Here is a 21,214-nt window from a genome sequence, read left to right on the forward strand (position 1 = left end):
TGGCTCCAGCGGCCCCGCGCGTGGTCATCGTCGCCACCGCGGGGCGTGTTCCGCTCACAATCGACCCAACCGTGCGCGCCGACACAGCACGATGAAGACCGGGGCGCCTACGAACGCGCTGACCACACCGACCTCCAGCTCGGCGGGCGCGATGATCACCCGGCCGACGACGTCGGCGGTGAGCAGCAGCACCGGGCCGAGCACGGCGGAGTAGGCCACCACCCAGCGCTGGTCCGGGCCGCAGATCGCCCGCGCGATGTGCGGGACGCCCAGCCCCACGAACGTGATGGAGCCGGCCGCCGCGGTGCCGGCACCGCACAGCAGCGCGACGGCGAGCACCCCCAGCGTCCGGGTGCGGGCCACATGGACCCCGAGACCGCGGCCGGCATCCTCGCCCATGGCCATCGCGTCGAGCGCGCCGCCGATGGCGAAGGCAACCAGCAGGCCCACGCCGATGAAGGGCACGACGACGGCGAGCTGTGGCATGTCGGCCCGGGCCAGCGAACCGACATCCCAGAAGCGCAGCCGGTCGAACGTCTCGTGGTCGAGGAAGGCGACGGCGTAGGTGAAGGCGGCGAGCACCGCGCTGAGAGCGGCGCCGGCCACGATGAGCCGTTCCGGCGCGACGGCCGCCCGGCCGGTGGCACCCAGCACGTAGACGGCGGCGGACGCGGCGGCGGCGCCGAGCAGCGCGAACCACACGTAGCCGCTGGGCGAGGTCACACCCAGGAACGACACCGCGGCGACAACCGCGGCAGCGGCCCCGAGGTTGACCCCGAGCAGGCCCGGGTCGGCGAGGGAGTTGCGGGTCAGCGCCTGCGCCAGCGCGCCGGCCACGCCCAGGCCCGCGCCGACGACGAGCCCGACGAGGGTGCGGGGAACCCGCATGTCGTGGACGATCACGGCGGCGTCGGACCGGTCGTCGTGCCACAGCACGCGCCAGACGTCCGACAGCGCCAGGTGGTTCGCGCCGACGGCGATGCTCATCAGCACGGCGCCGGCGAGCAGCACGACCGCGGCGACGAGTCCCAACGGCCGCAGCGCTCCCCGCGCCGTCCCACTCGCGGACGGGTCCGTGGACCGGCCGGCCGACGGGCCCGCGGACAGACCGGCCGACGGGCCGGTGGACATGCCCGGGCTCGCCACAGCCGCTGTGGCCGGCGCCCTGGGCCCCGCGGAAATCCCGATCACCGTTCCCCGCTCCACGACGTTATTTAGGTCAGGCTTACCTCCAGTAGTCAACACCAGTACGAATCACTCGGGTGCGCGCGGCGCCAGGAATCACGATGAGGCCTTGACCAGCCACGGAAGCAGCCCACACGATAAGTGAGGCTTACCTAAAGAGATCGGGGTTGGTAGAGGCCTTGAACACACGACGTGGACAGCGCCCGGCATCGTTGCGCAGGACTGCCGCATCCGCCGACGGCGGCGAGGAGGAAGCAGGCCTGCCACAGCGCAGCGACGACGGCGGTTCCACGACGGCAGCCGCGGTGTCGACCGCCGCAGCGACTGTGGCGTCCCAGCCGGCCATGGGGTCCCAGCCGGCCGTGGTGTCCCAGCCCGACGGGGAGCCCCGGCTGCACGCGAGGGGCCTGACCCTCGCCTACGACCAGCGCGTCGTCGCCACCGACCTCGGTGTGCGCATCCCCGACAACTCCTTCACCGTCATCGTCGGCCCCAACGCGTGCGGCAAGTCGACCCTGCTGCGGGCGCTGGCCCGGATGCTGCGCCCACGTCACGGCGCGGTCTACCTCGACGGGGCGCTCATCCGGTCGCTGCCGTCGAAGGAGGTGGCGCGCCGGCTGGGGCTGCTGCCGCAGACCTCGATCGCCCCGAGCGGCATCCTCGTCTCCGATCTGGTCGCCCGGGGCCGCTACCCCCACCAGCGCCTGCTGCGCCAGTGGTCCCGCCAGGACGAGGACGCCGTCCGCGACGCGCTCGCGGCCACCCATACCGAGGACCTCGCCGACCGGTTCGTCGACGAGCTCTCCGGCGGCCAGCGCCAGCGGGTCTGGCTCGCGATGGCGCTGGCCCAGCAGACGCCGATCATGCTGCTGGACGAGCCGACGACGTTCCTGGACCTCGCGCACCAGATCGAGATCCTCGACCTGTGCGCGGACCTGCACGAGGAGAGCAACCGAACCCTCGTCGCCGTCCTGCACGACCTGAACCAGGCCTGCCGGTACGCCACCCATCTGGTCGCGATGAAGGACGGGCGCATCGTGGCACAGGGGGACCCGAACGAGATCGTCACCGCGGAGCTGGTGGAGGAGGTCTTCGGCATCTCGTGCAGCGTCGTGCCCGACCCCGAGACCGCCACACCGCTGGTGGTGCCCGCGGCCCGGGCCCGGCGCCGCGAGCTTCGCGAGAACCTGGCGACAGCCGAGCAGGCCCGGCCTCAGTCCCACACCGCAGACACGGACACGGACACCGACACCGACGACAGGGACGCCGGCACCGACTCCGAGGCCGGCACCGATCCCTCCGGCGCCGCGGCGTCGGGCACGGCCGTGGCGGTCGGCGCCGGCTGATGGCGGCGCTGACCGCGGACGTCGGCCACCCGCACACCGCCGGGGTGGGGTGCGGCGCGGCGGCGAGACGAAGTGACGACACCGACGGATCCGCGAGCCAACCGCCGATCCGCGTCGACGGGTGCCACCTGGTCGTGGTGCGGACGCGCGTCGGCGCCGCCGGGAGGTCCAGCCCCACATAGTAGGGGCGCAGGGCGTCGGCGTAGGGGCGCAGGTCGTCGGCGACCGCGTCGCCGACGCCCCACACCGGGAGAGCAGCAGTTCGGGACTCTCCCCGGCCATGGTGCCGCCGGCCTCCGTGGGAACCCCGGGAAGACCAGGTCCGGGACGCGGCGCCTCGGCACCGAAGACGAACGCCTGCGGATCACCGCGGGCCAGGCGGCGGACGAGCGCGGCGGCGCCCACCAGCCCGGGGGCGCGCAGCGTCCGGGCCAGCACGGCCTTGTCGAGTTCACCGGCACACAGCCGGGCCACCGCCCGGGCAACTCCGGCGGTGTGGTCGACGGCGCCCGGCAGGGCCTCGATCGCCCCATCATCGAAAGACTTAAGTAAACCTAACCTATACCTTGCGGGACGCAACCGGTCAAGCCGTCGCGAGCCATGCCAGTCGCCACATCCGACCTGCTTGACCACCAACCGCATCACACCTAAGTTAGGTTCACTTAACATATTCAGCTCCATGCTGGCCGCGGTCGTCGCAACGCACAGTCACCTTCGATCACGTGCCGTCGTCCATATCCATCCACGACGACCCACCACAACCGCGACCCTTCACCTCGACCGGCGCGACAAATCAACAATGGACGCCAACCGCGCGGTCCCCGCGCGCACCCCAGGCGGACCCGACCAGACGCCCTCATCGCCACCTCGACCGGCGCGACCTCGGCGAACGCCTTGACAGAGCAACAGGTCGACCCGAACATAGGTAAAGTTAACCTAAATTCACATCCGGTCAGATCCGGTCAGATCAACCGACAAGAGGGGCAGCCGTGGGAGACCGTCCACCGACCGCGGAACTCGGTGTGCACGACGTCATCGGAGTCGGGTTCGGACCCTCGAACATCGCCCTAGGCATCGCGATCGAGGAACACAACAGCAGCGTCTCCGCCGGGGCCGCCCTGCGCGCGATATTTCTGGAACGCCAGCCCCGCTTCGGCTGGCATCGCGGGATGCTGCTCGACGGCGCCACCATGCAGGTGTCCTTCCTCAAGGATCTGGCGACGCTGCGAAATCCGTCCAGCAGCTTCAGCTTTCTGAACTACCTGCATTCGCAGAACCGGCTCGTGGACTTCATCAACCACAAGACGATGTTCCCGCTGCGCTGCGAATACCACGACTATCTGGAATGGGCCGCGGGCCGGCTCGACAATCTCGTCGAATACGACACCGAGGTCCTGGATCTGCGGCCGGTCGTCCACGAGGGCGCGGTCGCCTACATCGACGTGATCAGCGGCCGGCCCGGCCAGCCGGGCCGCACCGTCGTCCGCCGGGCCCGCAACGTCGTCATCGCCGCCGGGCTCGAACCGCGGCTGCCGGAAAACGCCGAGCTCGGCGACCGCCTGTGGCACAACCACGACCTGCTGCACCGGCTCGCGCAGATGCCGTCGACACCACGCCAGCGCTTCGTCGTGGTCGGGGCCGGCCAGAGCGCCGCCGAGGTGACCGAACACCTGCACACCCGGTTCCCGCAGGCCGAGGTGTTCGCGGTGTTCGCCCGGTACGGGCTCACACCGGCCGACAACAGCGGCTTCGTCAACCAGATCTTCGACCCGGACGCCGTCGACGAGTTCTACCACGCGCCGGAAGGCGTCCGGGAGATGCTGCTGACCTATCACCGCAGCACCAACTACGCCGCGGTCGACATGGACCTGATCGACGAGCTCTACCGACGCAGCTACCAGGAGAAGGTCCGCGGGCCCCAGCGGCTGTACTTCCTGCGAGCCTCGCAGGTGGAGGCCTACGAGGCGCTGCCGGACGGCACCCGGGTCCACATCCGGCACCTGCCCACCGGCGACAAGCGGGTCCTGGACACCGACATCGTCGTGCTCGCCACCGGCTACAACGCCCGGGACCCGCGGCGCGTGCTCGGCAGCATGGAGGACGCCTGCCTGGTCAGCGACTCCGGCCGGCTCCAGGTCGCACGCGACTACAGCATCGAGACGAAGCCCGACACCACGGCCGGCATCTACGTTCCCGGTGCGAGCGAGTTCCAGCACGGCATCTCGTCGTCCCTGCTGTCCAACATCTCGATCCGGGCCGGCGAGATCCTCGACTCGGTGCTGCGCCGACAGGAGCTGGACGAACCACTGGCGGCCATCGGCCAGGGCATCACAGCCCCCTCGTATCTCCCCGCCCAACACAAGACCCAGTCGCAGAACTGACCCGCGTCACCGTCGCCGTCGCCGTCGCCGTTGGCACCGTTCCGGAGTGCGCTGGCCCGGTACACGCCCGAAGACGCAGGAATACGCGCTGGTGCCGCCGTGAGCCTTCGCCATCTCACGGTGTGTGGTCAGAGCCTGGGGCAGGCCCGAGCTCGACGGCGGAAAACGCACGATGACGGAAGACGGGCGTGGAGAGCGCATTCGCCGAGCACTCCCAGACGCCGGCCATCCCCGGCTGGTCGACCTTCTCCGCGCCCGTCAACTCGTCAGACCGTCGCCCGTCAACTCGTCAGACCGTCACCGTTCCTGACGCACCGCGGCCACCTCAGAGCTGAGCGAGGCCCGCGTTGGCGGCAGCGACATCCTTGTGGTGGCGAAACGGGATCCAGACCTTCTCGCCCGCAAGCGACATCGAGCCGACGAAACCCCGCGGTGGCCCCAGCACGGTCCGGCGCGGCAGCCGCACCAGCGGCACCGGCCCGCTCGGTGTTCTCGAGGCGAACAGGCCGGCCTCGAGAACCACGACGGCCTGGTCGGTGACGACCACGATCCGGTTCCGCGTCCGGGCGAGAACGACCAGAGCAAAACCCATCAGAAGTACCACGAGAATGGCGTCGCCGACGTAGTACTGGGAATCGGGGAGAAGACGATCGATCAGGCCGGTCAGAAAAAAGCCGGTTCCGAACAGGAGGCCCCAGTACGGCGAGGCCCCGGTCCGCGCCTGGAAGGCGTTCACGGCCCGCTCCCCCGGAGCCAGGTACGGAACCAGCCGCCTGGCGGTCTTCGCGCGCACTGCCATCCCGCGCTCCCCGGACGTCACCCGGATCGAGGCAATCCCCGTTCCAGCGGCGAATCATAACGCGCCAGGGCACCCGCCGTGACACGGAATTCGGCGGCCTCGGCGTCGGCGGCGGCGAGTTCAGCGGTGTGGAGTCCAGCGTCCCGGAGTTCGGCGTCCCGGAGTTCGGCGTCCCGGAGTTCAGCGGTCCGGAGTTCAGCGGTCCGGTCCGCGCGGGCACGTCCGGTCAGGCCGGCACCAGGCCCGCGTTGGCCGCGGCGACCTCCCTGCGGAAGCGGACCGATACCAGCAGCCACTCGCCCGCCAGCAGCAAGATCCGCGGATCGTCGAGTTCACCCCGGGCAGGCTGGCGCTGTCGCCTTCCGGACCAGGACAGTCAGGGGCCGGCGCACAGCACCAGGCACCGATTCTGCGCCCTGTCAAGGGTGGCATCACGAACAGAAACGGGGCGCCACCCGGCCGAAATTCACCAAAGAATCCTCGAGGCCGCCGCCTGTCCCACGGAAGACATCGTCACTCTGGCCTCGGGGCGGCCTTTCTTCGGCATCGTGTTGCTCGTTGAAACCAACGACAAATGCCGTTCCCGTAACGGCTGGCGATGTGCACGGAGGTAGGGATGAGCGGCCTGCGACGGGTCCGGAATGTGCGCCGATCGGTGGTCGGCGCGATCGCCGCGTGGGCGTTGGCTCTGCTGTTCTCGGGATGCCAGGAAGGCGGCCTCGTGATCGCGCCGCCGACCACCCCGGCGGCTACGCCATCGGTGGCCACCGCGGCGCCGGCGACCGGTCCCGCCGCCCCGGCCACCGGCGCACCGGCTCGGGACCTTCGCGCGGGTGACTACGTCCTCACGGCCGCACCGGAGACGGCGGGCTTCGAGAGCTCGGGCGGCGCGGATGACCCCGACAGCAGCCTGATCCGCGGCGAGGTCGCGGAATGCGTCGGCATCACCGGGTACGACCCGACCCCGCCGGCGGACGAGACGGCCGGCGACACGTTCTTCAACACCGACGCGAACGAGATCCAGGCGAGCAGCCACGCGAAGGTTCTCTCCGCGAGCCAGATYCAGCAGAACGCCGACATCGTCACCAGCCCGCTTTTCGGTGACTGTTTCCGCGGGGCGCTCGAGGAACAGCTGGCAGGAGAGCAGTCGGAGGAGCTCACTGCCGAGGTCGTCGCGGTTGACACGTCCTTTCTGCCACGTGGCTGCACCGCGCTGGTCCGTACCTCGATGAGCATCACCGACCAGACCGGCACCTACAGCTACATCTTCGACACGGTCTACTTCTACGTGGGTCAGGTCGCCGTCGAGCTCACCGTCACCAACATCCAGGATGACCCCCCGCAGGACACCGAGCAGGGTTTCATCGACCAGATCGCCGGCAAACTGACCAACCAGTGAGCCCACCGGTGTCAGCTGATCGCGGACCCCGGCCAGGGCGGTGACGTCACCACGGCCAGTTCGGCGTTCGCCGCGGTGACGCGCTTACGAAAAAGGGGCGACACCCACAGCTTCTCTCCCGAGAGAAGCATCGCGCCGGCCAGACCCCTGGGCGGGCCCAGAACGGTCCGCCTCGGCAGGCGGAGAAGCGGGGGCCCGTTCGGCGTGGACCAGGCGATCAGGCCGGCTCCCATCAGGAGAATGGCCTGGTCGGTCACGACCAGAATCCTGTTCCGCACCCGGGTGAGGCAGATCGTGTACCCAGCCAGGACCAGCGCCGCCATCACGGCGCCGGAAGCGAAGAAATAGAACTCCGACCAGGGGAGAAGATTGATTGTCAGGTTCCAGACGGGGAATCCGAGTGGTGGCACGAGGTTGAAGTACGGGGATAGACCCGCCTGCGCCAGAACAACGTGCTGGACCTGCTCCCCCGGAGCCAGGTACGGGCGCACCTGAAAGGCGATCCGATCACGCAGCGCCATCCCACTCCCCCGCCGCTGTCGCCTGGATCGGGTAGCCCCGGGCCAGGAGACAAAACCTTACGCGCCTACCGCGCACGCGTCCTGGAATTCTGCGCTCAGCCGGTCTCCATCGCCAGGGCCAGTGGCATCACGGCGGGTGCGCCGGCGGCGCGCAATGCGCGGGCCGCCGCCGTCATCGTCCAGCCGCTGACGACCAGATCGTCGACGAGCAGCACCGRGCCGGTCAGGCCACCGAGCGTTTCGGCGAGCGGAGGCGGCACGTCGAACGCCGACCACAGCCCGGCGAGGCGGTGCGCGCTGTTGTGCACCTGGCCGGCGAACGGCCCGCCCGAAACCCGCGGCAGCTCCCCGAGCAGGGGCAGCCGCCCGACCTGGGCGATGCGCTGACCGAGGTCGCCGACCAGCCGCGGGCGGCTCCGGGAGCCGACCGTCACCACCGCCGCCGGGCGCTGCTCCCATTCCCAGGCCGCGAGCATCCGCACGACACCGTCGAAGACGTCGTCGGGAACCGGCTGGTCCACGCCACGCGCCTCACCCGAGCCGGGCGCACTGTCGAACATGGGCCGCAGCCGGTTACCCCACCCGAGGTCGTTGAGCCGGGCGAGGGCCCGACCGGACAGGGCACCGGCCGCGGCGGGAATCCGGCCGGAGGCGTTGATCCCCAGCGTGCGCATGCCGGTGGGCCACATCTTGCGCGGTTCGACGACGACCCCGGGCCGACGCAGCTCCGTGCGGGCGCTGGCCCGCGCCTGCGCCGAGACGTCCGCCGCCCAGCTCCGCCCGGTGCACCGGTCGCACCGCCCGCAGGCAGCCGCGTACGGATCATCGAGGGCCCGGCGCAGGAACTCCATCCGACAGGACGTCGTCGCGATGTAGTCCAGCATCGACTGCTCCTCGACCGCGCGCGCCGCGGCGACCCGCTCGTAGCGGCGCGCGTCGTACGCCCAGGGCTGCCCGGTGTGCTCCCAGCCCCCCTTGACCCGCCGGACCGCGCCGTCGGTGTCCAGCACCTTCAGCATCTGCTCCAGGCGGCCCGGCCCCAGGTCGACCACGGCGAGCAACGCCTGGGTCGACATCGGCTTCGACGCCTGCTCCAACGCGCCGAGCACGTCCCGCACCAGCCGTTCCGGTGGGAAGGACGTGTCGGCGAAGTACCGCCAGATGGCGCGGTCCTCCGCGGCCGGCAGCAGGATCGCCTCCGCGGACTCCAGCGCGCGGCCCGCCCGGCCGACCTGCTGGTAGTAGGCGATCGGGGAGTTCGGTGCCCCGACGTGCACGACGAAGCCGAGATCCGGCTTGTCGAAGCCCATCCCCAGCGCGCTGGTGGCGATCAGGGCCTTGACCCGGTTCGCGAGCAGGTCCTCCTCCGCCGCGATGCGCTCCGCCGGTTCCGTCCCGCCGTGGTAAGTCGCCACGGTGTGGCCCTGGGCGCGCAGGAAGCCGGTGAGCTCCTCGGCGGCGGGCTTCGTGAGCGTGTAGACGATCCCGGAACCGGGCAGCTCGGGAAGACGATCAGCCAGCCAGCCGAAGCGCTCCTCGGCGGTGGGCAGGCTGACCACGCCCAGCCGCAGGCTCTCCCGCTCCAGCGGCCCGCGCAGCACCAGCGTCTCGGCGCCCACCGTGCCGTCAGGTGCGGCAACGACGCCCGCGCCGAGCTGCTCGCTGACGTCCGCGACGACCCGCGCGTTCGCGGTGGCCGTCGTGGCGAGGACGGGAACGCCCGGCCGCAGCTCACCGATCAGCGACCGCAGCCGGCGGTAGTCCGGCCGGAAGTCGTGGCCCCAGTCGGAGATGCAGTGCGCCTCGTCGATGACCAGCAGGCCCGTCGTGCGCGCCAGCTCCGGCAGGTACTCGTCCCGGAACGTCGGGTTGTTCAGCCGCTCCGGGCCGACCAGCAGCAGGTCGAGCTCGCCGGCCCGCAGTGCGCCGTAGACCTCGTCCCACTCGGTGAGATTGCCCGAGTGGATCTCCCCGGCCCGGATGCCCAGCCGCGCGGCGGCAGCCGCCTGGTTGCGGATGAGCGCCAGCAGCGGCGACACGATCACCGTCGGCCCGACCCGGGCCGGGGCGGCGCCGCCACCCGAGCCCTCGCTGCCGCGCAGCAGAGCCGTGGCCAGGAAGTACACGGCGGACTTGCCCCAGCCCGTGCGCTGGACGAGCAGTACCCGGCGCCGCTCGCTCACCAGCGCATCGATCGCCCGCCACTGGTCGTCGCGCAGCACCGCACCCGGACCCGCCAGCGCCCGCAGCAGCTCCTCGGCCCGAGCCCGCGACACGTCGCCTCCGGAACCACCGCGATGCGCCGCCTGATCAGCCATGCCCCCTGTCTACCCGACACCGCCGACAGATCCGCGTTCGCCCCGGCAACGCCTGTCTCGCGGTCACCACAATCACAGGGGCCACGGGCGACCGGTCCGCGAGACCGACCTGGCCGGCCAGGCGAGACGTCCTCCGCTGACTCGAACGGGCGACCGGCTCACACCCGCGCGGCTGGCCGTGTCAGGACGGCCTGACCGTACCCGCCGTCGACCCGCGGTTCCGCGGAACCGCGCGCGGTCCGCGCCCACGCGCCCACGCGCGCTCGAGCGACACGCCGCACGACCATCCGTCGGCGAAGTCAGATTCTTCGACGATTCAGGGTGGAGTGATGTCAGCGTTGGCTGCGGCGACGTCCTCGTGGAATCCGGCCGTCACCCACGTCTTCTCCCCGCGACGGCGGTGGCGGTCCCGTCGGCGCGCCGGCCGGCGGGACCACGGCCGGTCCGGCCGGTCCGGCTGGTGCCGCCCAAGCGCCGGCTGATCACCTGGATCGTCGGTCGGACCGTTCCTGGTAGGACGCCACGTAGTCGCCGGCGGTCCGGTGCAGGTGCCGGACGGCCAGTTCCTGGTCGTTGAGCGGGAATTCCGAGACAGCCCTTGTCTCCAACATCTTCTGGGTCGCTTCCAGGGTGTTGCAGTCCTGCAGCGCGAACTCCTTGAAGGTGACCGCGGCCAGCTCCTGCCGCAGCCGCTCGCTCGGCGTTCTCGGCGGGACGAAGTACAGCGTCCCCTCGAAGATGTGCCGGTTGTAGGCGGTCGGCCAGTAGTGGTAGGTGAGGTACCAGCCCGGCGCCCACACCACAATCATGAAATTCGGGAAGAAGACATAGGAGTCGAGGCCCCAGGCCTTCTGCCGGGACGGGTTCACACCCGGCGGCAACGGGTCGAGGCCGGGGATGTCAGGCCTGTCCCACGGCCCGAAGTTCCCGCTGCGCAGCACCTGTTCGATCGGCTTCACCATGGAGAGATCACGGGGTGGCGCCATTCCGCCCCAGGCCGACTGCATCGAGTGCGGACCGTCCAGCTCGTAGTGCAGCGACTCGTAGCCGTAGCCGAGCAGTTTGCGCGACTCGTCGCTCACGTACTGCTTCGCGTGCAGCACGGGTGCGTGGTAGAACTCGGCGAACGCGTCGAGGTAGAGCTTCCAGTTGCTGCCGACGTCGGCCCGGTACCGGTAGACCTCGGTCATCTCACCGAACGGATAGCCCTCAAGGCCGGCGGCGAAGCGCCCGAGATATTCCCGTAGCGGGCCGGCATCGTTGTCGAAGTTGACGAAGATGAAGCCCTCCCACACCTCGCAGCGCACCGGGACGAGGCCGTAGTCAGCCCGGTCGAAGTCGAAGAACTCGGACTCCTGCTGAACGAAGGTGCACGCACCGTCCAGCCCGTAGCGCCAGGCGTGGTACTTGCAGGTGAACTGCCGCGCCGTGCCGCTCGTCTCCTCGCGCGGGAAATCGTTCCAGACCAGCTTGTTACCACGGTGCCGGCAGATGTTGTGAAACGCCCGGACCTGGTGCTCCCTGTCCCGCACGATGATCACCGACGCGTTCGCGGCGTGGATCTCCTTCGTGAAGTAGGCGCCCGTTCGCGCGACCTGCTCCACGCGGCCGACGTTCAGCCAGGTCCGCCGGAAGATCGCGGCACGCTCCCGTTCGTAGTGCTCGGGAGAGATCGAGTCCTCGAACGTGACCAGGCCGGTGCCGAGGTCCGGGTAGTGCTCCGTCCAGCTGCCCTCGACAGGCTTGGGGAAGTGGGCCATGCGTCTACCTCCGAGACCACACACGAGATGGGACGTCGAGAAAACGTACGACCGAGTCCGGTTTCCGGTCAACGGTCCCGAGCCCAGACCGCAGGCCGGGCGCATGTGCTGCCTGCGGGCCATCCGCCGGCCGACCGCATCTTGACCCAGAAGGCGACCGAACCGTACGTTTTTTCGATGGAGCCCAGAGCGAACGACGGTGCGCGGTCCCGGGCCGGGAGACCGACCTCCGAGGAGGCGGCGCGGCTGACGGAGAAGCTTCGCCGGGCCGCCGTCGACACGTTCCTCGAACACGGCTACGACCGGACCACCATGGAGGCGGTGGCACGAGCCGCGGGCGTCACCAAGAGCACCCTGTACGGCCGGTACCCGGACAAGCGGACCCTGTTCATCGCCGTCAGCTCCTGGGCGCTCACCCGCCAGGAACGCGACGCCCGGGTCCTGGAGCCGCTGCCCGACGACCTCGCGGCCAGCCTGACCCTGATCGCCCGGGCGATTCTCGCCCGGTCCGTCGACCCGGACATCGTCCGCCTCAGCCGGATGGCGATCGCCGAGTCGGCCCGGTTCCCCGAGTTCGCGGCGAGCTCCCAGGCCACGACCTGGTCACCGCGCATCCAGGTCATCATCGATCTGCTGCGGGAGCACGAGCGCGCCGGCGCGGTCTCGGTCAGCAACGTCGAACTGGCCGCCGAGCAGTTCTTCGCCATGGTCGGCGCGATGCCGGCCTGGCTCGCGGCCTACGGCATCTACCGCAGTCCCGAGCTTGAGGACCAGCGCCTTCAGCACGCTGTGCAGCTCTTCCTCAGCGGCGTCCTCACCCGCGGCCCCGGCCACCAGGACCGCCCCGCCTCCTCCCCCGCCACACCAATCGCCGGCGCCGATCACCCGAGCCCAGGCGCTGGCGAGGACGCTGGCGCTGGCGAGGACGCGGTCGACGACGCCAGTTCCAGCCAGACCGCCATCTCCAGGCACGCCGGGCCCAGGCGCGAGGCCGCGGCGATGCGGTATTCACGGCTCGGTCGAAGCGGCCTGGACGTCTCCCGGCTCGCCCTCGGCATCCGGGCCTTCGGGGCGGCCGGCGGCGGCTGCGACCCGGCGACCGCGGCGGGTCTGGTCGCCCGCTACCTCGACGCCGGCGGAAACCTCATCGACGCCACCGACGTTTCCGCCGACGCCGCGGAGATCTGCGCGGTGTCGCTGCGCGGCAGGCGTTCCCAGGTCGTGCTGGCAGCCGGAACGAGCACCGGAACAGGCGTCGGAACGAGCGGTGACGGTGGCGGTGGCGGTGGCGGTATCGCGCTGGATCGAGCCCGCCATGGCGGCCGGAACAGCCGGCGCCACCTCCGCGCGGCCTGCGACGCGGCCCTTCGCCGGCTCGGGACCGACTACATCGATCTCTACCAGCTGAGCGCCGACGACCCGTCGACCCCGCTGGAGGAGACCGTCGAAGCACTGGATGATCTAGTTCGCGCAGGCAAGATCCTCTATGTCGGCGCCGCCGGCTTCCCCGCCTACCGGATCATGAAGGCAGTGGCCGCCAGCGACCGGCTCGGCCGGGCCCGGTTCATCTCTCTGCGCTCCGAGTACGGGCCGACGGCACGAGCGGCGGAACGCGAGCATTTCCCCCTTCTCGCCGAGGAGTGCCTCGGGTTCATCAGCACCCCACGCCCCGAAAACGAGACCGACCCCACGAATCCCGCGCTGACCGCACGACTGCAGGCAGCGGCGGCCCAGCTCGGCTGCACGACCAGGCAGCTTGACCTGGCCTGGCAATGGACGAGACCCGTCGCCGCGGTAAGCGTCGACATCTCCGGTGTCGCCCAACTGGACGAGCTTCTCGCGGCAGCGGACGTCGACCTTCCCGGCGAGGTCATCACCGCGATCGACGGCTCCACCGCGCCATCCGCCCGCCTGTGACCCCAGCCGAAACCGGCGACCGCCGGCAGCCGCCACTCATCCCTCTCTCATCGCGTTCTTCTCTCTCATCTCGCGGGCAGTCGACGCGGAAAGGAAAGACACACATGGCCGGGACACTGAACAGCAAGGTCGCCGTCGTGACGGGCGGCGCCTCGGGAATCGGGCGTTCGTGCGCGCTGCGGCTGGCCCGGGACGGCGCCAGGGTGGCCGTGCTGGACCTCAACGAGGGCGACGCCAAGCAGGTCGTGGCCGAGATCGAGGCCGAGGGCGGCACAGCGCACGCTCTCGCCGTCGATGTCGCCGACCGCGCGAGCGTCGACCAGGCCCTGGCGCAGACCCGCGAACACCTCGGGCCCGTCACCATCCTGGTGAACTCGGCCGGGAAGACCGGCTACCACCGGTTCATCGACATGTCCCTGGAATCCTGGACGTCGATCCTCACCGTGAACCTGACCGGGACGTTCCACTGCTGCCAGTCCGCCCTCCCGGACATGATCGAGGCCGGCTGGGGCAGGATCGTCAACATCTCCTCCTCCAGCGCGCAGGGTGGCCAGCCCTACATGGCCCACTACGTCGCTTCCAAGGCGGGCGTCATCGGCTTCACCAAGGCCCTCGCGCTCGAACTCGGCCCGAGCGGCATCACCGTCAACACCATTCCTCCGGGTTTCGTCGACACCCCGATGCTGCGTCTCAGCGAGCAGAAAGGCCGTTTCGGCGCAACCGTGGACGAGCACGCCGCCCGGACCCCGGTCCGCCGCGTCGGCCGGCCGGAGGACATCTCCGCGGCGTGCGCGTTCCTTGTCTCCGAGGAGGCCGGCTACATCACCGGCCAGATCATCGGCGTGAACGGCGGCCGCAACACCTGACCTGACCGGCGCCACCGGGACAGGTACGGGGCGAGATCCTGCTCCGTTCCCTGGCCGTCATCGTCCGGCGTGCCTCCAGCGGACAACGCGTCCTCCAGGGAGGCCGTTAATGCCGGGGGCACCGGCACACGGCCTTGTCAGAACGCGGCAAAGGCGTGGACGAGCTCCCGGATCCAGGCGTGATCCGCAACGGCAACCGCGAAGCCGTCGATGTCGTGGCTGCCGAGAAAATGTCCGTCGTCATCGCCGTTTCCAGTGCTATCTCGACGAGGGAACGATGACGACCCGCATCGCCCGCCGTCACTGGACGGACGAGGTCGAGGCCGAGCCGTGGCATCGGCGCCCCCGGTGGACCAGCCTCACGGACCAGTCCTCCTGCAACGACTACCGGAGCCAACCTGGCCGACCGACGTCCTTCGCTGACGCTTTCAGCAGCGCAGTGGCGAGCCTGCCGGGGAAGGATGAGGAAAGGAGGCGACACGAAACCGTCCCGCGCCGCCGTCCACCTGAGGTCGTCAGCGACCAGAACTGATCATCTGGTCAGACGAGGCTGCGCCGGGAACCGCGGGGCGCCCCGCACGCGCGCCGCGGATCCCGAGCCAACCGACAACGGAGCCGATGGCCAGGGAGGTGGCGGTCAGGACCAGATGGACCGTGAAGAAGCTCGTCGGACCATCGTCCCAGGAACGATCATCCTTCCAGATGTTCTTGAGGAAGTTCGGCCAGATCGCCCACGTCCACACACCCACCACGATCAGGAACCAGGACGCACGCTTCGACAGAGTCACCCACCCAGCTTGCACCCGGGATCGCATCAGGCTCAGGTGAGCAACGTCCTAAGCTCCCCCGCATCGATGCCCGCCTGGCGCAGAACAGAAGCGAGAGTGCCTGTCGCCAGCTCCCGGTGAAGCGGGACGATCACGACCCGGGCGTTCTCCTTGTGCCGTAGCTTGCAGTGCGAACCACGCGTGGCGACCTCCTCGAAGCCAGCACGCCCCAAGGCTTTCACCACCTTCGCCCCGGAGACCCGAGGCAGCACAGGTGTCACGCCGACAGGCGGATGTCCAGCGGGGCGACGATGGGACCGTCCGCAGYGGTCGCGGGGAACGGCTGGTCCTCGAAGTACAGCTCCAGCGCCTCGCGGAGATTCGCCAGCGACTCCTCGACGCTGGATCCCTGGCTGGTCACCTCGACTTCCAGAGCCCGCGCCACATACCAGTCGCCCTCGTGCGTGACGACAGCCGTCAGCCGCGCCGCTCGCTCCATAGAGATCAGCCTAGCCGTACCGGCCGCATCTGGCGAAGCGCTCATCGCCACCCCCTCCACATGATCGATCAGACTCCGTCGACCATACGAGCAGAAACGATCTCCAACAGCCCAGGTATGCACGAGAGACAACAAGACCACCTCGGCCCGGCAGGCGTACCTAGGTCATAAGTGAATGTTCTACAAATTCGGCCAGATCGCCTACGTCGACACACCCACGGCGATCAGGAACCACGACGCACGCTTCGACAGAGTCACTCCACCAGCGTCGCACCTGTGAACGCCGTGGCCTCTCTGTGGGCGCGCGATTTCAGCCACGCTGATCGCCATAAGCTGGACAGYGGCCCGAGTTCCGACGAGCCGGCCACTTAGGCGATCTTGAAGCGATGGGGCCTCGGCGCCCCGCCCAGAGCGGGAAGATCGACGAAGGGTGCGGTGGGTGAACCAAAGTTACGATGTCGCCATGACGGAGATGCCGCTCCCCCCTGACGACCAACTCGCCGAGGTCGTCCGAGAGGCTGCCGCATCCGGTCAGGTCGTCTACCTGACGGACAAGGGCCAGCGGCTTGCCGCCATCGTGCCAGCAGGTCTCGCCGAACTCCTCGAACGGGGCGAGACGACCAACGGACGGCGGGTGCTGGGCGCTCGGGGCGCAGGCCGCAGCGGCCGGCAAGACATCTCCGAACGCATGGAGGAGATCCTCGCCAACGAGGTGGCGTCATAGCCCTCGTGGTCGACGCCGGTCCGCTCTACGCCGCGATGAGCGAAGTCTCATGGGCCGCCTCCGTCCGCATGATCCGAACCGCCGACGGGTGGAAGGTCCGGAAACAGGACTACTGCACTCACATGACGTGGGCGCTGATCTGCTCACCGATCACCATCTCGTGACCAGGAGACATCGGGGCCGTCCCTCCGGCGGGCCCAAGGACACCACAGCCGTCCCCGATGCCTGGCGGCTACCGCCCGGCGGAGCCGGCGACGTATGGGATCGGTGTCCGGCGCGGCCCGGTGGTTGACCTGGCCGCCGAGGTCGCGCACGCTCCGGCCGCCGGCTGGGAGACGGTGCTGCCCGCCGTCGTCGACGGTCACGGCGGGTACCTCCTCAGCGCCGAGATCGATGACCGACGGTCGTTCTCGCTGTTGTGGAGTCCCGCCCCGGGTCTCGTGCTCAGCATCGGCGGCGGCCGGGCGGACGAGGTCGTCCGGATCGCGGACGGTCTCACGGTAGGACCGGTGCCGCCAGGCCCACCCGACGCGGCGGGGGCACGCAGGTCGGTCGAGGCCGCGGTGCGGGCCTGCTTCGGCGCCGGGAGGCCAGCCGGCGCCTGCCCGCCCGCCGCGGGTGGCGCCGGGGAACCCGGTGGGGCAACGGGTGGGGCAGCGGGTCTCGCGGTGGCCCGGATCGCGCCGGTCGTCTTCCTGAGCGAGACCGAGGCCATGGCCGGGTACGAGCTGCGCGACCCGACCGCGCCCGCCGGGGCGCCACAGGCGGGCACGACCGTGAGCGGCGTGCTGGAACTCGTGGCGACGCCGTCGGGATGGAGGCTGCCCACCGGCCCCAGAACCGGAGGGTCGGTACCCCGCTCAGCGGGATGCGAAGGTGGCTCCGGTGATCACACCGGCCCGTCGCCGCTGGGCGTCCCGTAGCCGGACTCTTCGCGCCGCACGAAGATCATGAGGACGGGATGTGGACCATAAAGATTGTCGATCTTTAGAAACCGCTGCGGCACAGAAGTTCTTTGATCACCCGCGCATAAGTGAATGTCTACAAATTCGGCCAGATCGCCCACGTCCACACACCCACCGCGATCAGGAACCAGGACGCACGCTTCGACAGGATCACTGGTCCAGCTTCGCACCCGAACAAGAGAACCTAGCCGATCAAGGAAGGTCACCTCACGTGAGGTCGAGTACGGCAGGCGCGGCCAGACCCCGACACCGGATCTCAGAGACTCCTACGCGCTGAGCCTCAGCCCAGGCCCCGTGAACGTCGTCATGACCTCGCCGAGTGTTGTATCCGGCGAATAGTCGACATCGGCCGTCCCGACACCAGTCCGCCGTCCGCCACCAAACTGCAGAGTCCACAGCGTCGACTCCGCCGCAGGCAGGGCAACCACGACCGGATCGGCAACGTCGTCCAACTGAGCCGTCAGCCAGGAGATCGAGTCACTCGGCAGCGTGCAGACATAGACGACCTCCCCCGCAGAGTTCGACGGCGCCGCACGCAGCCGCTCCGCCTGCTCCTGGACGCCGAGCGCAGCCCCCAGCCGCTCTGCGACCAGTTGCCGCTCCCACACGAAGGCATCCTGAGCAATCCGAACAACGACGCCGCGTAGTTCCTGCTCAAGATGCACGAGGATCTCGAAGTCGGAGTCTCCGTCGAAGTACCAGGTAAGCGCCTCGGGCAGGGCCCCACGCAGCTCCGCCGCGGTCGGCTCCGCAACCGCGAGACCAGGGCAGTGCGGCGACCACGCCGACCAGGACTCGCCATCCCGCCGCACGATCACCGTGATCGCCCTAGTCACCGTGGATCACCTCCAGCGCCTCCTCCACGGTCAGACCCACCTGCTTCACCAGTATCTGACGAACCAGGCCCGGACCAACAGTCACACGATCGTGGAACGCCAGCCGTAGCCGCRGGCGCCCGTCCGCCTCCAGCCACCGGTGCGACGAGCCGTCCTGCCTGGTCACGCGATACCCCAGCCGCCCGAGCACGCGCAGGAGCTGCCGAGCCTTCAGTGACGGAAACTCTCCAGTCACGACGACACGAAGGTCGAGTCTCGCCGACCGCAGCTTCCGTCACCAGCAGTTCGAGGGAACGCTTTCACCGGCACCTCCGCACCTTGATCAGGGATGCGGCCCCAGCGTAGGTGTCCACATGTCGACGAATGCCTCCAGGACACGAGGAGACACAGCTCCGTACCTAGGTCATAAGTGAATGTTCTACAAATTCGGCCAGATCGCCCACGTCCACACACCCACCACGATCAGGAACCACGACGCACGCCTCGACAGAGTCACCCCTCCAGCTTGCACCCGGGATCGCGTAGGGCTCAGGTGAACGACGTCCTAAGTTCCTCCGCCTCGATGCCCGCCTGGCGCAGGACAGAGGCGAGAGTGCCTGCCGCCAGCTCCCGGCGAAGCCGCATCACGACCCAGGCGTTCTCCTGTGCCGCGCCTCTCACAGCGACCACATCAGGACCACCATGATCACCGTATGCTGAAGTACGAGAGGGGGCGGCCAGTGCACTTCACCCGCATCACGGTGAACCCGGCGCAGATGGGCGGGGTTCTATGCATCCGTGGGTTGCGCATCCCGGTAGCAACGGTCGTCGGAATGATCGCAGACGGCATGTCCGCCGCCGAAGTCATTGCTGACTTGCCGGGCCTCGAGGGGGACGACATCCGCGAGGCGCTCCGCTTCGCAGCCGAAGCCGTCCGCGAGCAGCAGCTTCCGCTGATCATCCCAGCCTGACCAACGTGCCCTTCCTGCTCGGCAACAATCCGTAATCCTCGCGAGGAACCCGCAGGGTTCGAATCCCTCCGAGCGCACGCCGGGTTGAGACAAAGCCCAGAACCCGCGTCGTGTAATCGGCCGCGGGGCTCTGACCGACCCGCAGTTTTTGAATGTCTTCTCGGTTTGCACTGTTTATGTCGGTGGGGCGTCCACCGGTGCCGGTCGCGGGCCCGGCAACTCTGGACTTCCGTGTACGTCGCAGTTGTTTCCTGCTCGCTGCTTTCGGGCCGTGGGCGGGACCGGGCGAGCCTGACCCACCCCGCCAGCAGGACCTTCAGAGCTGGAGAGTGCGGAGCTGTCGACCACGACTGTGTACAACGGTATAGTTGCGCCACCGGACAGCGGAGGAGTTCCGATGGGTTCGCAGACAAATCTTCGTGGAAGGGACGCGGAAGGCCTCCGACTCACCATGATCGCTGCGCGAGATGGCGACGAGAGTGCATTCCGGATCCTTTACCGTAGAGTCCAACCCGGACTGCTGCATAGGCTTCGCGAGCTTTCCGATGACGACATAGAAGATGAAGAGTTAGCTGATATGGCGGCTGAGGCGTGGCTGCGGATAATCAGGAACCTGGAATCGTTCCGCGCTGACTCGCTCACCGTCGCTCCGGCCCGACGTAGGAAGCTCGTCGGCGAGGAGGCAGCGGTGGCCGCCTTCCGGCGAACGTGTCCCGTAGCCGGGCCCTCCCCCCGCAGCGGCGCGCCTATCAGGATCTTGCTTTCGAAGCTTCTGACCGTGAAGGTCGCGGCCGCAGCCGCGTTCGCGGTCACGAGCGGTGTCGCCCTCGCCGTCGACCCCGGTACGGTGCACTCGTCGCCGGGCGGCGGCGRCACCCACTCGGCGGTCGGCCGGATGTCGACCCCGCCAGAGTCATCCGCCACGGCTCACGCGGGCAGACCGAGGTCGTCTCCCGTGATTGGGCTGGGAATCGGCGCACCTACCTCACCCCTGCAGCAACTGATCTGCCGCAGCAACACTGCCGCCCGTGGTAACCCCGCGCCCTCCCCGACGAGCCTCGGCTTGGCCGCGTCGATAATCGGCGCCGACGGCCCGGGGAACATGACTGCCTACTGCACGGCACCGACCGATACCTCACTGCCGGGATACATCCATCCCAAGCCAGATAAGCCGGCAGCGGGGCCTGCGGTGTCGGCGGGCGTGTCCGGTAAACCAGCTACCAAGCCCGCCAAGGCTGAGGTCTCAGGTGGGTCTGCGGCGTCGGTCGGGGCGTCTGGCAAACCAGCCACCACATCGGGCAAGCCAGCCAAACCAAGCAAACCAGCCACCACATCGGGCAAGCCAGCCAAACCAAGCAAACCAGCCACCACATCGGGCAAGCCAGCCAAACCAAGCAAACCGGCCACCGCGTCGAGCAAGCCAAAGGATTCAGGCAGCCTCCCGGTTTCGGCCGGAATGTCCGGGTAAGCCAGCACCCGGGTCTGGAAGGCCTGCCGCGTCGGCCGGGCCTGCGGTGATGGACGCCACTTGCGCCCCAGGCCACGGATCGTCGTATCCATCAAAGGAACCCGCAGCTGGTGTCCTGAGTCTTTAGTGGCCATACCGCCGACCCATGATGACAGGTCCTGAGCTCACCGCAGCCCGAAGACGGACCGCGGCCAGATCGCTACTTATCAGCCACCCACCGTGACACGCCAGGCTGGAGTACCTAGGCCATAAGTGAATGTTCTACAAATTCGGCCAGATCGCCCACGTCCACGACACCCGCACGATCAGGAAACCAACGGCGACCCCACCTCCCGGCCACCAGGCACCGGTACCGCGGTGGCCGTGTCGGGTGCCGGATACGCGACCGGACAATCGACTCTTCCTGGATGAGCATGCACCCGGTTGAGGCTGTTCAGTCTCGAAATCGCCCGCCTCGGGCCCGGCGCCCCGACGGCGTTTCCGTCGTCCACAGTGAGGCTCGAAAGAATTCAG

General features: G+C 69.1%; 20 protein-coding genes. 8 read left to right on the top strand and 12 right to left on the bottom strand.

Annotation, left to right across the window (positions count from 1 at the left end; genetic code table 11):
* Positions 1-54: 54 nt before the first annotated feature.
* Positions 55-1,131 carry an iron chelate uptake ABC transporter family permease subunit gene (locus tag CcI49_RS15780; protein WP_076827746.1) on the bottom strand — a complete coding sequence of 359 codons (1,077 nt, stop codon included), beginning with the start codon at positions 1,129-1,131 and terminating at the stop codon, positions 55-57.
* A gap of 398 nt (positions 1,132-1,529) precedes the next feature.
* On the opposite strand from CcI49_RS15780, the gene CcI49_RS15785 reads away from it, so the two are divergent.
* Both CcI49_RS15785 and CcI49_RS15795 read left to right on the top strand, forming a co-directional pair.
* Positions 1,530-2,531: an ABC transporter ATP-binding protein gene (locus CcI49_RS15785; RefSeq protein WP_083749546.1), complete on the top strand. Its 1,002-nt coding sequence runs from the start codon at positions 1,530-1,532 to the stop codon at positions 2,529-2,531.
* Positions 2,532-3,520: 989 nt separating this feature from the next.
* The gene (locus CcI49_RS15795) at positions 3,521-4,912 is read left to right on the top strand and encodes a lysine N(6)-hydroxylase/L-ornithine N(5)-oxygenase family protein (RefSeq protein WP_054570514.1); all 1,392 of its coding nucleotides are present in this window, start codon (positions 3,521-3,523) and stop codon (positions 4,910-4,912) included.
* A 325-nt stretch (positions 4,913-5,237) separates the two neighbouring features.
* On the opposite strand, the gene CcI49_RS43295 is transcribed toward CcI49_RS15795, so the two are convergent.
* A complete protein-coding gene (locus CcI49_RS43295) occupies positions 5,238-5,711 on the bottom strand; it encodes a hypothetical protein (RefSeq protein ID WP_054570513.1) in 474 nt (157 codons plus the stop codon).
* A 616-nt stretch (positions 5,712-6,327) separates the two neighbouring features.
* On the opposite strand from CcI49_RS43295, the gene CcI49_RS15805 reads away from it, so the two are divergent.
* Complete coding sequence (locus CcI49_RS15805) at positions 6,328-7,110, top strand: hypothetical protein (protein ID WP_054570512.1); 783 nt, start codon at positions 6,328-6,330, stop codon at positions 7,108-7,110.
* 11 nt (positions 7,111-7,121) lie between these two features.
* Here CcI49_RS15805 and CcI49_RS15810 read toward each other — a convergent pair whose 3' ends face one another.
* From CcI49_RS15810 to CcI49_RS15820, 3 genes are all read right to left on the bottom strand, one after another.
* Positions 7,122-7,631 (bottom strand): hypothetical protein, encoded by a 510-nt coding sequence (locus CcI49_RS15810; protein WP_076827475.1) that lies wholly within the window; start codon positions 7,629-7,631, stop codon positions 7,122-7,124.
* 95 nt (positions 7,632-7,726) lie between these two features.
* Positions 7,727-9,907: a DEAD/DEAH box helicase gene (locus CcI49_RS15815; protein WP_241840091.1), complete on the bottom strand. Its 2,181-nt coding sequence runs from the start codon at positions 9,905-9,907 to the stop codon at positions 7,727-7,729.
* Between the two features lie 524 nt (positions 9,908-10,431).
* Positions 10,432-11,709: an aromatic ring-hydroxylating dioxygenase subunit alpha gene (locus tag CcI49_RS15820; protein WP_076827479.1), complete on the bottom strand. Its 1,278-nt coding sequence runs from the start codon at positions 11,707-11,709 to the stop codon at positions 10,432-10,434.
* A 177-nt stretch (positions 11,710-11,886) separates the two neighbouring features.
* On the opposite strand from CcI49_RS15820, the gene CcI49_RS15825 reads away from it, so the two are divergent.
* Both CcI49_RS15825 and CcI49_RS15830 read left to right on the top strand, forming a co-directional pair.
* Positions 11,887-13,626 (top strand): aldo/keto reductase, encoded by a 1,740-nt coding sequence (locus CcI49_RS15825; RefSeq protein WP_076827748.1) that lies wholly within the window; start codon positions 11,887-11,889, stop codon positions 13,624-13,626.
* A 104-nt stretch (positions 13,627-13,730) separates the two neighbouring features.
* A complete protein-coding gene (locus tag CcI49_RS15830; protein ID WP_054570508.1) occupies positions 13,731-14,492 on the top strand; it encodes an SDR family NAD(P)-dependent oxidoreductase in 762 nt (253 codons plus the stop codon).
* A gap of 515 nt (positions 14,493-15,007) precedes the next feature.
* Here CcI49_RS15830 and CcI49_RS15835 read toward each other — a convergent pair.
* From CcI49_RS15835 to CcI49_RS15845, 3 genes are read right to left on the bottom strand one after another with little or no spacing between them, the layout of a single operon-like run.
* Complete coding sequence (locus tag CcI49_RS15835; RefSeq protein ID WP_076827481.1) at positions 15,008-15,280, bottom strand: hypothetical protein; 273 nt, start codon at positions 15,278-15,280, stop codon at positions 15,008-15,010.
* A 32-nt stretch (positions 15,281-15,312) separates the two neighbouring features.
* On the bottom strand, positions 15,313-15,540 hold the full coding sequence (locus tag CcI49_RS15840) for a type II toxin-antitoxin system HicA family toxin (RefSeq protein ID WP_054570506.1): 228 nt from the start codon (positions 15,538-15,540) through the stop codon (positions 15,313-15,315).
* Complete coding sequence (locus CcI49_RS15845) at positions 15,537-15,758, bottom strand: type II toxin-antitoxin system HicB family antitoxin (protein WP_241840092.1); 222 nt, start codon at positions 15,756-15,758, stop codon at positions 15,537-15,539. Before CcI49_RS15845 ends, CcI49_RS15840 begins: the two co-directional genes overlap by 4 nt.
* Before the next feature lie 463 nt (positions 15,759-16,221).
* Between CcI49_RS15845 and CcI49_RS15850 the strand changes: the two genes are divergently transcribed.
* Both CcI49_RS15850 and CcI49_RS15855 read left to right on the top strand, forming a co-directional pair.
* Entirely contained in the window at positions 16,222-16,482 is a 261-nt protein-coding gene (locus CcI49_RS15850) for a hypothetical protein (RefSeq protein WP_054570505.1), read from the top strand.
* Between the two features lie 221 nt (positions 16,483-16,703).
* The gene (locus CcI49_RS15855; RefSeq protein WP_076827484.1) at positions 16,704-17,405 is read left to right on the top strand and encodes a hypothetical protein; all 702 of its coding nucleotides are present in this window, start codon (positions 16,704-16,706) and stop codon (positions 17,403-17,405) included.
* Between the two features lie 308 nt (positions 17,406-17,713).
* On the opposite strand, the gene CcI49_RS15860 is transcribed toward CcI49_RS15855, so the two are convergent.
* From CcI49_RS15860 to CcI49_RS42090, 3 genes are all read right to left on the bottom strand, one after another.
* A complete protein-coding gene (locus tag CcI49_RS15860) occupies positions 17,714-18,283 on the bottom strand; it encodes a hypothetical protein (RefSeq protein WP_076827486.1) in 570 nt (189 codons plus the stop codon).
* Complete coding sequence (locus CcI49_RS15865; RefSeq protein ID WP_076827488.1) at positions 18,276-18,518, bottom strand: type II toxin-antitoxin system HicA family toxin; 243 nt, start codon at positions 18,516-18,518, stop codon at positions 18,276-18,278. Before CcI49_RS15865 ends, CcI49_RS15860 begins: the two co-directional genes overlap by 8 nt.
* Positions 18,519-18,811: 293 nt before the next feature.
* Positions 18,812-18,952, bottom strand: coding sequence for a hypothetical protein (locus CcI49_RS42090; protein WP_158230773.1), 141 nt, complete (start codon positions 18,950-18,952; stop codon positions 18,812-18,814).
* A gap of 23 nt (positions 18,953-18,975) precedes the next feature.
* Here CcI49_RS42090 and CcI49_RS15875 point away from each other — a divergent pair, with 23 nt between their 5' ends.
* Positions 18,976-19,233, top strand: coding sequence for a DUF433 domain-containing protein (locus CcI49_RS15875; protein ID WP_083749532.1), 258 nt, complete (start codon positions 18,976-18,978; stop codon positions 19,231-19,233).
* A 1,110-nt stretch (positions 19,234-20,343) separates the two neighbouring features.
* Here CcI49_RS15875 and CcI49_RS44150 read toward each other — a convergent pair.
* A complete protein-coding gene (locus CcI49_RS44150; protein ID WP_131831104.1) occupies positions 20,344-20,793 on the bottom strand; it encodes a hypothetical protein in 450 nt (149 codons plus the stop codon).
* Between the last annotated feature and the right edge of the window lie 421 nt (positions 20,794-21,214).

This window comes from Frankia sp. CcI49 (assembly GCF_001983215.1).
GTDB classification, from domain to species: domain Bacteria; phylum Actinomycetota; class Actinomycetes; order Frankiales; family Frankiaceae; genus Parafrankia; species Parafrankia irregularis.